This is a genomic window from Mesorhizobium vachelliae (assembly GCF_033977325.1).
Lineage (GTDB): Bacteria > Pseudomonadota > Alphaproteobacteria > Rhizobiales > Rhizobiaceae > Mesorhizobium > Mesorhizobium vachelliae.
Genome location: NZ_JAVIIR010000002.1, coordinates 522,752 through 535,525, shown reverse-complemented (window position 1 = coordinate 535,525; position 12,774 = coordinate 522,752). Strand labels below are relative to the sequence as shown.

Here is a 12,774-nt window from a genome sequence, read left to right as displayed (position 1 = left end):
CCTCTCAATCTTGCGGGCGGCACTTTCCCCGGATTTTGCCCAGACGTCTACCCATTGATGGCGTGGTCTATGGGGCCAATGGGCTTCTCGTGTCAGAGCCGTTGGCGATCTGGCCCATGCAAACGGTCTTTCAAATCTATGAAATCGACAATAGGATTTTCACGCGATTTCAGCGCCGAGGTGATCTTTGCCCGCAGCCTTCTCCGATCCGGTCTGGCAGAAACCCCAAACGGCGCCGGCCTTTCGGTCCGAACTGTCGGCCGGTGGCACGCTGGACGCGGTCATCGTCGGCGGCGGCATCATGGGGCTTTCGACGGCGCTGCATGCGGCGCGCGCGGGTCTTTCCATCCAGGTGCTTGACGCCGGCGCGATCGGGCAGGGCGCTTCGGGCCTCAATGGCGGCCAGGTTATTCCCGGCCTCAAATATGATCCCGAATGGCTGCTCGAACACTTCGGCAAGGAGCACGGCGAAACCCTGGTCGAATTCGCCGCCGCGACGGCCGACGCCGTATTCGATGTTATTCGCGACGAGAAGCTAGCCGTGCCGTTCACGCGCAACGGCTGGATCCAGGCCGCGCACACCGATACCGCGCTGAAGACAGCCAGCAACCGCGATCGCCAATGGCGCTCGCGCGGCGCTGACGTCGAGCTGCTCGACGGGGCCGGGATCGCGGCGATGACCGGCGCCAAGGGTTATCTCGGCGGCTGGCTCGATCGCCGCGCCGGCATCATCGACCCGCTGTCCTACACGATGGAATTGGCACGCGTCGCGGCAGGCGCCGGCGTGAAGATCGCCGAGCGGCACCGGGTGGTGAAGCTCACCAAGCAGGCGGGCGTCTGGCGGGTCTCGACGCAAGGCGGCACCGAGTTGCGCTCCAAGTCGGTCGTGCTCGCCACCAACGCCTATACGGACGGGCTGCTGCCTGGCCTCGCCCAGACGATCGTGCCGCTGCATTCCTTCCAGATCGCCACCGCGCCGCTACCAGCGGAGGTTGCCGCGAGCATCCTGCCGGGCGGCCAGGCGGTTTCGGATTCCCGCCGCATCCTCATCTACTATCGCCGGAGTCCCGATGGCCGCATGGTGCTGGGCGGCCGCGGCCGCATGGCGCTGCCTTCGAGCCCCGCGGACTGGGCGCATTGCGAACGCGCGCTCATCCGCCTCTACCCGGCACTGGCCGGCATCGCCATCGAAAAGCGCTGGTTCGGCCGCGTGGCGCTGACGCCGGATCACCTGCCGCATCTGCACGAGCCGGAAAAGGGCCTGCTCGCCGTCGTCGGCTGCCAGGGCAGGGGCGTTGGCCTGATGAGCGCGTTGGGCAAGCGCATGGCGAACTACCTTGTAAGCGGCGATGCGAGGCAATTGCCGTTTCCGCTGTCGCCGATCAAGCCGATCCCGTTCCATGCATTCCGCCAGGTTGGCGTCGCTGCCGCGATCACCTGGTATCGCATGCTCGACGCGTTCGAGCGCTGACGCCGAACGCGTGCAACGCACAAGCGATTCAGCTTGACAGTTTCATGAATATGAAAAAGCATTAGGCGATTTCAGAATTCCGATGGGCAGTTCGATGTCGTCGACCATCGTTGCAGCGCGGCCATTACCGGAGAACCGCATCTCGCCGGTGTTCCGCTTCGCCATGCTGCTGCCGGGTGGGCTGGTCACCTTCTTCCTCATCCTGTTCGCGCTCGGCCTCGTGGTCTTCCTCGCCTTCAGGGGCAATGACGGCTCGCTGCTCGGCGTCGGACTGACAGCGGAGAATTTCGTCACCGTCGCCACCGATCCGCTTTACTGGACAGTGACGCTGCGCTCGCTGGTTATCGCCGGCCTGGTGACGCTCGCCACCGTCGTCACTGCCTATCCGGTTGCCTATTATCTCGCCTTCCATGCCGGGCGACGCCGCAACCTGCTGCTCTTCCTGGTCACGCTGCCCTTCTGGACCAGCTATCTTTTGCGCGTCTTCGCCTGGAAGATCGTGCTTGCCTATAACGGCGTGCTGAACTCCGCTTTCATCGAGACCGGCCTGTGGTCGCAGCCGACGCTCGCCTTCCTCAACACGCCGGCTGCGGTGGTCGTCACGCTCGCCCACGCCTACGCGCCCTTCGCCATCCTGCCGATCTACGTAGCGCTGGACACGATCCCGAAATCGCTGCTCGAAGCCGCCTCCGATCTCGGCGCGCGGCCGTTCACCAGCTTCCGCCGTGTCGTGCTGCCCAATTCCATGCCGGGCGTGCTGGCCGCTGCGCTCGTCGTCTTCGTGCCGACGGTCGGCGACTATGTCACGCCCGCCATGGTCGGCGGTCCGGCCAGCACCATGATCGGCACGCTGATCCAATCGCAATTCGGCAAGGCCAATGACTGGCCGTTCGGCGCGGCCCTGTCGGTCTGTGTCATGCTGGTGATCCTGTGCGTGGTGCTCGTCGCGCGCGGCGCCGACCGTCGGTTTGGCAGCCGCACATGAGCGCGCGGATCGACACCAATGCGGGCGGCCGCTGGCTCGGCCTCTACGTGCTTGGCTATCTCGTGTTCCTTTATTTGCCGGTGCTGCTGATCCCGCTGTTTTCCTTCAACAACTCGATCCAGGCGGCGTTTCCGCTGCAGGGCTTTACGCTTGACTGGTACCGCACGCTTTACGGCAATCCGGCGCTCTCCGGCGCCTTGGCCAACAGCCTGATCATCGGCGTCATCGCCGCCTCCGGCGCGACGCTCTGCGGCATCACCGTTTCCTATATGGACCTCTACGGCCGTTCGCCGCTCGCCGCCACGATCAGCGCCGTCGCCCGGCTGCCGATCCTGATCCCCGGCGTCATCGTCGGCATCTCGCTTCTGATCCTGGTCAACCTCATCGGGCTTGGCCCGTCGCGCATCTCGATCGTGCTGGGCCACATCCTCGTCGCGCTGCCGACGACGGTGGTGGTGATGCGCAGCCGCTTCGCCGCCATCCCGAAGACGATCCGCGAGGCGGCGCTCGATCTCGGCGCATCCGACTGGACGACGTTCCGGCGCGTCATGCTGCCGCTCAGCCTGCCTGCCGTGCTGTCGGCCTTCATGCTTTCTTTCCTGATCTCCTTCGACGAGTTCATCGTCGTCTTCTTCCTCGCCGGCACCGAGCCGACGCTGCCGCTCTACATCTGGAGCCAGCTGCGCTTCCCGCGCTCGCTGCCGACCGTGATGGCGTTGGGAACGGTGATCCTCTGTGTCTCCTTTATCATCGCCGGCTCGGCCGAAATCCTTCGCCATCGCGGCCTTGGCGCCGCGCGCCGCAATCCAGCCTGAACCACAACAAAGAAGAGGAGAACGAAAATGACATTCCACCTGAAATCGATCACCGGATATAAAGCCCGGGCGGGCCTTGCCGCGCTGGCGCTCGCGCTGTCGTCGACGGTCGCTCTGGCCGCCGACAAGCTGCAATATTTCACCTGGTCGGGCTATGAATTGCCCGACTTCAACAAAAGCTTCCTGGCTGCGCATCCGGACGGCGTCGAGGCGACGATCTTCGGCGACGACGACGACGCCTTCACCAAGGTCAAGGCCGGCTTCCGCCCCGACATCGCGCATCCCTGCTACGACAAGGTGGCGCGCTGGAACAAGGAAGGCCTGCTGCAGCCGATCGACACCAAGCGCATCAAGAACTGGGATTCGATCTTCCCGGTGTTCAAGAACCTGCCCGACCTGCAGGCGGGCGACGGCAAGGTCTGGATGGTCCCGTGGGACTGGGGCAACACCTCGATCCTCTATCGCACCGATCTGGTGAAGAACCCCGAGGCGAGCTGGAACCTTCTGTGGGACAAGCAATATGCCGGCCGCATGGCGACCATCGACGCCGTGCACGACACGCCCATCGTCGCAGCGCTTCTCGCCGGCGTGAACCCCTTCGACATGACGCCGGACCAGATGGACAAGGTGGCCGCGAAACTGCGTGAGCAGCGGCCGCTGCTGTCGAGCTACACCACCGACATGACCTCGGTCGAGCAGGCGCTGGCGAGCGGCCAGCTTGTCGCGGCGATGACCTGGAATGCGTCGGCCACCTCGCTGAAGAAACAGGGGGTGCCGGTCGAGTTCATGAAGCCGAAGGAAGGCATGCTCACCTGGGCCTGCGGCTTCGTCATGCTCAAGGACGCCAAGAACGTCGACCTCGCCTATGACTTCATCAACAGCCGGCTCGATGCCGACTCAGGCAAGTTCCTGATTCAGTCCTACGGCTATGGCAGCTCGCTTTCGACCGCCTTTGCCGGCGTGTCCAAGGAGGAGCTCGACAAGCTGCAACTGCCGGCCGATCCGGACGTGATGCTGAAGAGCACCATCTTCACCGGGCCTATGAAGCAGAATGACGATATGGCGAAGATGTTCGAGAAGGTGAAGGCGGGAGGTTGAGCGCTCTTACCTTCTCCCCTTGTGGGAGAAGGTGGATCGGCGCGCAGCGCCGAGACGGATGAGAGGTGATCCAGGGAACGCCGACGCCTCACTTCGCTGGAGCACCCCTCATCCGTCGCCTTCGGCGACACCTTCTCCCACAAGGGGAGAAGGGGGAGCCTGGCGGCGCTGCGCCGCACTGATGGAAAGACTGGACGAGGATTATTGCATGGACTTAGTGGACGAAGCCGCCGAAAGGCAGAAGGACGAAGCAGACATCCGCGTCGGCCGGCGCGTGCGGGCCTTGCGGCTCGAGCGCAGACTGTCGCTGGCCGAGCTCGCGGCAAAGGCCGGCATTTCCATCGGCGCGCTCAGCCAGATCGAGCGCGGCATGTCCTCGCTGCGCGTTAAGGTGATCTGGCCGCTGGCAGCGGCACTGGACATCGAGCCTTCGGCGCTGATCACGGACGGCAACGAGGCGGTGAACGACCTCTATTGCGTGCGCGCCGACAAGCGTCGCGCGATCCCGGTGAAATCCGAAGGCATCGCCAAGGCGCTGCTTTCGCCGCCCGCGGCCACGCTCACCGGCATGCTGGTGACGGTCGAGGCCGGCGGCGGCACGGCGGAGGCTTACGCCCATGCCGGCCACGAATTCGGCTTCGTCATGACCGGCGAGGTCGAGCTGGTGGTGGACGCCACGACCTATGTGTTGAAAGCCGGCGACAGCTTTGCCTTCAAGAGCACGCTGCTGCACGCCTTCCGCAATCCGGGCGCCGAGCGATGCCAGATCCTGTGGGTCAACACGACCAAGCCGTCCGAGGTGCGCGATGGCGCCTGATGCGCTCGTTCGGCTCGAGAAAGTCTCCAAAGTCTTCCCCGGCGGCATTGTTGGCCTCGATGCCGTCGACCTCGACATCGCCCCCGGAGAATTCCTGACCCTGCTCGGCCCCTCAGGGTGCGGCAAGACGACCAGCCTGCGCGTCATCGCCGGCTTCGAGAGCCCGACGAGCGGCAATGTCCTGCTCGAAGGCCGCGATATCACCGGCCTGAGGCCCTTCGACCGACCGGTGAATACTGTCTTCCAGGATTACGCTCTGTTCCCGCATATGGACGTCGCGGCCAATGTCGGCTTCGGCCTGTCGCTGCGCAAGCTCACCAGCGCCGAGCAAGCCAAACGCGTCCGCGAGGCGCTCGACATGGTGGGCCTCGCCGACAAGCTGCGCGCCCGCGTCTCCGAGCTTTCCGGCGGCCAGCGCCAGCGCGTCGCTTTGGCCCGCGCCATCGTCTGCGAGCCGCGCGTGCTCCTGCTCGACGAGCCGCTGTCGGCGCTCGACGCGCATTTGCGCGAGCAGATGCAGGTCGAGTTGAAGCGGCTGCAGTCGCGGCTCGGCACCACCTTCGTCATGGTCACCCACGACCAGACCGAGGCGCTGTCGATCTCCGACCGCATCGTCGTCATGAACAAGGGCCGCATCGAGCAGATCGCGCCACCGGCCACGCTCTACGACCGGCCCGCGACGCGCTTCGTCGCCTCCTTCATCGGCACGATGAATCTTTTGCAGTCGCGCTTCATCGACCGCGACGGCGAGCGGCTGCGCTTTGCCGCTGGTGACCTGCCGCTAGAGGCTAGTTCCGACAGCGGCGAGACGCCGGCCGCTGGCGACATGCGAACCATCGGCGTGCGCCCGGAGGATCTTCTGGCTGCCGGGGAAGCCGCTGAGGGAACCGCGCCGGCGCGGGTCAGCGGCGTCGTCTTCCATGGCCGCACGCTGCGCCTGCATGCCGAGCTGGGTGAGGGGACCGCGATCGTCATCGATGCGCCGCGCCGCGCCGACGGTTCTCAATTCAGCGTCGGCGACGTGGCGCATGTCAGCCTGCGACGTGGCGCGAACTGCCCGATGCTTTCAAGCTGATGCGACCGGAGCCTCACGACGCCTTGGCAAAGAATCCCTGATAGTCGGACTTGGCCTGCAGCAGGCGCAGGATGTTCTCGCGCGAGCCGCGCACATGCGCGCGGGCGCGCTCACCGGCCAGCGTGATATCGCCGGCGCAGATCGCGTCGACGATGCCGGCATGTTCCTCGCGGGTGAGCTTCCATTCGTCCAGCCACAGAAGCTCCGTCCAGACATATTGCTGGCATTTGTCGAGGATGCCGCAAAGCATGCCGTAGAGCATCTCGTTGCCGCTGATCTCGGCGATCACCCGGTGCAGGTCGATGCCGACCTGAAGCTCCTCGAACTTCTCCCGTGTGCTGCGATCCGGGATTGCCGCCAGCCGTTCGCATTCGGCGAGCATCTCGCGCAGCTTCGTCTTGTGGGCGGCGGTCGCGTTGGCCGCCGCGAGCTCCGTCGCGCGCCCGTCGAGCAGCTCGCGGATGTCGAAGGCCTCGCGGAACATGGTGAGGTTGAACTCGGCCACCACATAGCCCTGGCGCGGCCGCCCGATCACCAGCCCGTCGCGCTCCAGCCGATTGAACGCCTCGCGCACCGGCGTGCGGCTGACCTTCAGGCGCTCGGCGATCTCGTTTTCGGTCACGCGGCCGCCCGGCGGGATCTGGCCGGTGATGATCAACGCCTTGAGCTTCTCGAACACCGAGTCGCGCAGCGTGTTTTTCCGTTCCTTTTTCAAACGTCCGCCTCCAACGGCCCCAACGCAGAATCGCAGTCTAGAGCTTTTTAGCCCTTGCTTGAAATCAGGCCGTTTCGCGCACCGGGGGCGGCGCCGCCGCTTCCCTCTGTGAAAAGCGCTCTCTGACGACGACCCGTGTTGACATCGCTCTGCCGTAAGTTACACTCAAAATTGTATACAAATTCGCATACCAAATCAACGATAACGGGAACACCGGTTGGAGAAGCGAAAATGACGAAGAGACTTTGTATTCATGGCATGGCCGTCGCTGGCCTGCTCGCCTCGGTCGCCGTTCCGGCATCGGCTGCCGACACCATCACCGTCGCCTCATGGGGCGGCACCTATCAGGAAGCGCAGACCAAGGCCTTCTTCGATCCGACGGCCAAGGACCTCGGCATCACCATCAAGCAGGACACCACCAACGGCCTCGACGACGTGCGGCTGCAGGTCACCGGCAATGCCGTCAAATGGGACATCACCGAGCTCGGCGCCGACGAATGCGCGCGCGGCTCGAAGGAAGGTCTGTTTGAGAAGCTCGACTACAACGTCATCGACAAGAGCGGCATCAACCCGAAGCTCGTCCATGACGACTGGGTCGGCATCTCCTACACCTCCGTGGTGCTGATCTACCGCACCGATGTCTTCGGCGACAAAGGTCCGAAGACCTGGGCCGATTTCTGGAACGTCGAGAAATTCCCGGGCCGCCGGGCGCTTTCCGGCAGCCAGTCGACCGAGACGCTGAGCGTCGCCGCTTTGGCCAAGGGCATTCCGATCGATAAGGTCTATCCGGTCGACATCGACGGCGCGCTGCAATCCGTCGACAAGATCCGCGGTCATATCGACGCCTGGTGGACCTCCGGCGCGCAGGCCATGCAGCTCGTCAAGGACGGCGAGGTCGACATGGCGAGCATCTGGAACGGCCGCGCCGGCACGCTGAAGAAGGAAGGCGCGCCGGTGAGCTTCTCCTTCGACCAGGGCGTGCTCACCGCCGACTGCATGGTCATCCCGAAGGGTTCGAAGAACAAGGATATCGCCATGAAGGCGCTGGCCAAGTTCGTCAGCCCCGATCTCCAGGCCAATCTGCCGCTCTATGTCGACAACGGCCCGGCCAACGAGAAGGCTTTCGAGACCGGCAAGATCCCGCAAGATCGTATCAAGGACATCAATTCCTCGCCCGAGAACGTCAAGAAGCAGGTGCTGCAGGACCCTGCATTCTGGCGCGACACCCTCGTCGAGGCGACCGAGAAGTTCAACAACCTGATCCAGCAATAGCGATCCCATCGGAGCGGTGTCCGCGAGGCACCGCTCCGCATCGTTTCGCGAAAAATGATCCGGAGTTGAAGGAGATGCTCTTGTCTGTCGCGCAGTCCGCGCTTCCCATCGGCATCAGCGGTATCGAGAAACGCTTCGGCGGCCTGTCGGTGCTGCATGATCTTGGCCTCGATGTCGCGGCCGGCGAATTCCTGACACTGCTCGGGCCGTCCGGCTCGGGAAAGACGACGCTGTTGATGATCCTGGCCGGCTTCGTGCGGGCCAATGCCGGCTCCATCAAGGTCGGCGGCGAGGAGATCATCACCATGCCGCCGCACAAGCGCAACATCGGCATGGTGTTCCAGAACTATGCGCTGTTCCCGCATATGAACGTCTTCCACAACATCGCCTTTCCGCTGAAGCAGCGGCGCGTATCCGCGGTCGAGACAGCCGAACGCGTCGAGCGGGCGCTGGACCTCGTGCAGCTGAAAGGCCTCGGCGAGCGCCGTGTCGATCAGCTCTCCGGCGGCCAGCGGCAGCGCGTGGCCTTGGCTCGCGCCATCGTCTTCGAGCCGCGTATCGTCTTGATGGACGAGCCGCTGTCGGCGCTCGACAAGAGCCTGCGCGAGCACATGCAGATTGAGTTGCGAAACCTGCATCGAAGGCTCGGCATGACCACCGTTTACGTCACGCACGACCAGCGCGAGGCGATCACTATGTCGGACCGCATCGCCGTCATGAATGCCGGGCGCATCGAGCAGATCGACCAGCCGGAAGCTCTCTACGCCAGGCCCAGGACGAAGTTCGTCGCCGGCTTCATCGGCGAATCCAGTTTCATTCCGGTCGAATGCCGCAATGGCGGCGTCTGGCACGAAGGCAGCAGGCTTCGCATGAAAGATCCGATGCCGTTTGCCGGCCGGCATTTGATGGTGGTGCGGCCGGAGAAGTTGCGCGTGATCGCCGGCGAGCCCACGGGCGACGTCAACACCGTGCCGGCAACGGTCGGCGACGTCATCTATCAGGGCGACAGCTTCGTCTGCTACGCGACGCTCAAGGACGGCCGGCAGGTGATTTTGCGCGACTATTGCCGCTCCGACGTGCTGGCGAAACTGCCGGCGCCGGGCGAGCCGATAACGCTCGGCATCGATGCGCAGGATGTCGTGCTGGTGGCCGATCAATGAGCATTGCGTCCGCCAGCCTCGATCATGTTCGCCGGCCCGATGCGGCGCTCAATGCCGATGCCTTGCGCGCCGACGCGCGGCGGGAGGCGCGTGGCCTGTTCGCGCTTCTGTCGCCCGGCCTGCTTCTGGTCTTTGCCGTCATCATCGTGCCGATCGGCTGGCTGTTCTGGCTCTCGCTGTTCGACGAAACCGGTGAGTTCAGCGCTTCGAACTATGCGCGCTTCTTCGAGCAGGCGTCCTACATCAAGACCTTCGTCACCACCTTCAAGGTGGCCTTCACCGTCACCGGCGCCTGTGTGCTGCTCGGCTATCCGCTGGCCTATATGCTGTCGCAACTGCCGCGCCGTGCCGCCGGGGTCTGCCTGATCTTCGTCATCCTGCCATTCTGGACGTCGGTGCTGGTGCGCACCTATGCCTGGCTGGTCATCCTGCAGCGCAAGGGGCTGGTCAACACATGGCTGATCGACCTCGGCGTCATCGGCCAGCCGCTGCCGCTTGCCAACAATTTCGCCGGCGTCGTTATCGGCATGACCCACATCATGCTGCCCTTCCTGGTGCTGCCGCTCTATGCCTCGATGAAGAGCATCGACACCGACTGCCTGCGCGCCGGCATGAATCTCGGCGCCAGCCCCTCCGCCACCTTCCGGCAGATATTCCTGCCGCTGTCGCTGCCAGGCCTCGCCTCGGGCGTGGTCATCGTCTTCGTGCTCTGCCTCGGTTTCTTCGTCACGCCGGCGCTGATGGGCGGCGGCAAGGTCATCATGTGGGCGATGCGCATGGAGCAGACCACCAGCCTCTATTCCAATTGGGGCGCGGGCGCAGCACTTGGCGTCGTGCTGCTTGGCGTCACGCTGGCTTTGCTCGGCCTCTTCCAATGGCTGCTTGGCGCCCGCGCCACCGGAGTCTGGAGTGAGCGATGAGCATGGAGAACAGCCTGCCCATCTCGCATCGGCAACGCCTCTGGCTCTACGCGCTCGGCGGTCTTGTCATGCTGTTCCTGATCGCCCCGTCGGTGATCATCGTCATCATGTCCTTCTCCGGCTCGTCGCTCTTGCAGTTCCCGCCCAAACAGTGGTCGCTGCGCTGGTACGAAAGCTATTTCGGCTCCGTCGAATGGCGCGACGCCACCATCGTCTCGGTCAAGGTGGCGGTGATGACGGCGGTCGTCGCAACGCTGCTCGGCACCGCCGCGGCCTACGCCATCAACGCCCGCACGCTGCGGCTGACCGGCGTCATCAACGCGCTGCTCACCGCGTCGCTGATCATCCCGGTCATCCTGATCGGCATCGGCACCTTTTTCCTCTATGCCCGCATCGGCCTCAACAACACGCTGACCGGCCTTGTCATCGCCCACACGGTGCAGGCGCTGCCGCTGGTCGTGTTGACCGTCCTTTCTGGCTTGCGCTCCTACGACATGAACCAGGAGATGGTGGCGCGCAGCCTCGGCGCCGGCCGCTTCTCCGCCTTCTTCCAGGTGACGATGCCGCAAATAAGATTCTCGATCGTCTCGGGCGCGCTGTTTGCCTTCATCACCTCCTTCGACGAGGTGGTGGTCTCGCTGTTCATTTCCGGCGGCGAGACCACGACGCTGACGCGGCGGATGTTCAACGCGCTGCGCGACCAGATCGATCCGACGATCGCCGCCATTTCGACTTGCCTGATCGTGCTATCGATCGTCTTGTTGTCCGCCGCCCAGCTTTTCGGCCGCGGACGTTGATTTGAGGGATACCAAAACCAGCATGCGTGACTTCCAGTTTCCCGGCCGCTCGCCGGTCCGCGCCACCGAGGCGATGGCGGCGACCTCGCATCCTTTGTCGACGCTTGCCGCCATCGACATGCTGCGCTCCGGCGGCAACGCCATGGACGCCGCCGTCTGCGCGGCCGCGGTGCAGGCCGTGGTCGAGCCGCAATCGACCGGCGTCGGTGGCGATTGCTTTGTCCTCTATTGCCCGAAGGGTGACGGTAACGTGCTCGCCTTCAACGGCTCGGGTCGCGCGCCCAAGGCCGCGACGGTCGACTGGTATCTCGACAAGGGATTCGACGTGCTGCCGCTGCATGGCCCGCACGCGGTCACCATTCCGGGCGCCGTCGACGCCTGGTGCCGGCTGCTGGAAGACCATGGCCGCAAGGGCATAGAAGACGCGCTCGCCCCGGCCATCCGTTACGCGGAAGACGGCTATGTCGTGCACGACCGCGTCGCCTTCGACTGGGAGGATCCCGAGACCGACCTGTCGGCCGACGAGGTGGCCACGCGCATCTTCCTGCCGGGCGGCAAGCCGCCCAAGGCGGGTGACATCCATCGCCAACCGGAGCTGGCGGAGACCTTGCGCGTCATCGCGAAGAAAGGCCGCGCCGGATTCTACGAAGGCGCGGTCGCCGACGATCTGGTCGGCCGGCTGCGCGCGCTCGGCGGCCTGCACACGCTCGACGATTTCGCCGCCACCAAGGGCGATTACCGGACCCCGGTCAGCACCTCCTATCGCGGCTACGGCATCCACCAGATGCCGCCCAACAACCAGGGCCTGACCGCGCTCCTGATGCTGAACCTGCTGTCGGGCTTTGATCTGGGCAAGCTCGATCCGGACGGCGCCGAGCGTCTGCACCTCGAGATCGAGGCCGGCCGGCTCGCCTATCAGGACCGCGATGCGTTTTTCGCCGACCAGGATCATGTCGACGTGCCGGTCAAGGCGCTGCTATCGGGCACCTATGCCGACAGCTTGCGCGCCGCGATCGATGCCAAGCGCGCCATGACGCATCTGCCGCGTCTCGATCTGCCGGGCAGCGATACGGTCTATATCAGCGTCATCGACCGCGACCGCAATGCGGTCAGCTTCATCAACTCGACCTATTATTCCTTCGGCAGCGGCGTCGTCGGCCCGAAAACCGGCGTCGTTCTGCAGAACCGTGGTTCCAGCTTCCGCCTCGATCCGAAGCACCCGAATGCGATCGCGCCCGGCAAGCGGCCGATGCACACGATCATGCCGGGCATGATGACGAGGAACGGCCGCGCCATGATGCCCTTCGGCGTGATGGGCGGCGGCTACCAGCCCTTCGGCCATGTGCATCTTTTGACCAACATGATCGACTTCGGCATGGACCCGCAGCAGGCGATCGATGCGGCGCGTGTATTCTACAACCATGACGTCGTCGAGGCCGAGCGAAGCGTGCGCACCCAGACGATCGAAGGCCTGCGCCGGCTAGGTCACAAGGTGGTCGAGCCCGGTCATCCGCTGGGCGGCGGGCAGGCGGTGCTGATCGATTGGGAAAAGGGCACGCTGACCGGCGCGTCCGATCCGCGCAAGGACGGCCTGGCGCTCGGATATTGAGCAGCGCTTTGCTGGACATAAGCCGATCGTTCGAAACATA

12 protein-coding genes are annotated in these 12,774 nt (G+C 64.6%); 11 read left to right on the top strand and 1 reads right to left on the bottom strand.

The window, feature by feature from the left end:
- Positions 1–187: 187 nt before the first annotated feature.
- From RFM41_RS06170 to RFM41_RS06145, 6 genes are all read left to right on the top strand, one after another.
- Positions 188–1,471, top strand: coding sequence for an NAD(P)/FAD-dependent oxidoreductase (locus RFM41_RS06170; RefSeq protein WP_320246326.1), 1,284 nt, complete (start codon positions 188–190; stop codon positions 1,469–1,471).
- A gap of 94 nt (positions 1,472–1,565) precedes the next feature.
- A complete protein-coding gene (locus RFM41_RS06165; RefSeq protein WP_320246327.1) occupies positions 1,566–2,456 on the top strand; it encodes an ABC transporter permease in 891 nt (296 codons plus the stop codon).
- Positions 2,453–3,271 (top strand): ABC transporter permease, encoded by an 819-nt coding sequence (locus tag RFM41_RS06160; protein ID WP_320246328.1) that lies wholly within the window; start codon positions 2,453–2,455, stop codon positions 3,269–3,271. The genes RFM41_RS06165 and RFM41_RS06160 overlap by 4 nt, the downstream gene beginning before the upstream one ends.
- Before the next feature lie 27 nt (positions 3,272–3,298).
- The gene (locus tag RFM41_RS06155; RefSeq protein ID WP_320246329.1) at positions 3,299–4,369 is read left to right on the top strand and encodes an ABC transporter substrate-binding protein; all 1,071 of its coding nucleotides are present in this window, start codon (positions 3,299–3,301) and stop codon (positions 4,367–4,369) included.
- 208 nt (positions 4,370–4,577) lie between these two features.
- On the top strand, positions 4,578–5,186 hold the full coding sequence (locus RFM41_RS06150) for a cupin domain-containing protein (RefSeq protein ID WP_320246330.1): 609 nt from the start codon (positions 4,578–4,580) through the stop codon (positions 5,184–5,186).
- Entirely contained in the window at positions 5,176–6,261 is a 1,086-nt protein-coding gene (locus RFM41_RS06145; RefSeq protein WP_320246331.1) for an ABC transporter ATP-binding protein, read from the top strand. Before RFM41_RS06150 ends, RFM41_RS06145 begins: the two co-directional genes overlap by 11 nt.
- 13 nt (positions 6,262–6,274) lie before the next feature.
- Here the strand turns inward: RFM41_RS06145 and RFM41_RS06140 are convergent, their stop codons facing one another.
- A complete protein-coding gene (locus RFM41_RS06140; protein ID WP_320246332.1) occupies positions 6,275–6,976 on the bottom strand; it encodes a GntR family transcriptional regulator in 702 nt (233 codons plus the stop codon).
- Between the two features lie 231 nt (positions 6,977–7,207).
- On the opposite strand from RFM41_RS06140, the gene RFM41_RS06135 reads away from it, so the two are divergent.
- From RFM41_RS06135 to ggt, 5 genes are all read left to right on the top strand, one after another.
- Positions 7,208–8,248 (top strand): ABC transporter substrate-binding protein, encoded by a 1,041-nt coding sequence (locus RFM41_RS06135; protein WP_320246333.1) that lies wholly within the window; start codon positions 7,208–7,210, stop codon positions 8,246–8,248.
- An 80-nt stretch (positions 8,249–8,328) separates the two neighbouring features.
- Positions 8,329–9,408, top strand: coding sequence for an ABC transporter ATP-binding protein (locus RFM41_RS06130; RefSeq protein WP_320246334.1), 1,080 nt, complete (start codon positions 8,329–8,331; stop codon positions 9,406–9,408).
- Positions 9,405–10,328 (top strand): ABC transporter permease, encoded by a 924-nt coding sequence (locus tag RFM41_RS06125; protein WP_320246335.1) that lies wholly within the window; start codon positions 9,405–9,407, stop codon positions 10,326–10,328. Before RFM41_RS06130 ends, RFM41_RS06125 begins: the two co-directional genes overlap by 4 nt.
- Positions 10,325–11,125 carry an ABC transporter permease gene (locus tag RFM41_RS06120; protein ID WP_320246336.1) on the top strand — a complete coding sequence of 267 codons (801 nt, stop codon included), beginning with the start codon at positions 10,325–10,327 and terminating at the stop codon, positions 11,123–11,125. Before RFM41_RS06125 ends, RFM41_RS06120 begins: the two co-directional genes overlap by 4 nt.
- A gap of 22 nt (positions 11,126–11,147) precedes the next feature.
- The gene (gene ggt / locus RFM41_RS06115; RefSeq protein ID WP_320246337.1) at positions 11,148–12,734 is read left to right on the top strand and encodes a gamma-glutamyltransferase; all 1,587 of its coding nucleotides are present in this window, start codon (positions 11,148–11,150) and stop codon (positions 12,732–12,734) included.
- Positions 12,735–12,774: the final 40 nt, after the last annotated feature.

Excerpts from the sequence above, each read along its gene's own strand:
- RFM41_RS06165 (WP_320246327.1), top strand. The coding sequence starts at position 1,566 with ATGTCGTCGACCATCGTTGCAGCGCGGCCATTACCGGAGAACCGCATC.
- RFM41_RS06160 (WP_320246328.1), top strand. The coding sequence starts at position 2,453 with ATGAGCGCGCGGATCGACACCAATGCGGGCGGCCGCTGGCTCGGCCTC.
- RFM41_RS06155 (WP_320246329.1), top strand. The coding sequence starts at position 3,299 with ATGACATTCCACCTGAAATCGATCACCGGATATAAAGCCCGGGCGGGC.
- RFM41_RS06150 (WP_320246330.1), top strand. The coding sequence starts at position 4,578 with ATGGACTTAGTGGACGAAGCCGCCGAAAGGCAGAAGGACGAAGCAGAC.
- RFM41_RS06145 (WP_320246331.1), top strand. The coding sequence starts at position 5,176 with ATGGCGCCTGATGCGCTCGTTCGGCTCGAGAAAGTCTCCAAAGTCTTC.
- RFM41_RS06135 (WP_320246333.1), top strand. The coding sequence starts at position 7,208 with ATGACGAAGAGACTTTGTATTCATGGCATGGCCGTCGCTGGCCTGCTC.
- RFM41_RS06125 (WP_320246335.1), top strand. The coding sequence starts at position 9,405 with ATGAGCATTGCGTCCGCCAGCCTCGATCATGTTCGCCGGCCCGATGCG.
- RFM41_RS06120 (WP_320246336.1), top strand. The coding sequence starts at position 10,325 with ATGAGCATGGAGAACAGCCTGCCCATCTCGCATCGGCAACGCCTCTGG.
- ggt (WP_320246337.1), top strand. The coding sequence starts at position 11,148 with ATGCGTGACTTCCAGTTTCCCGGCCGCTCGCCGGTCCGCGCCACCGAG.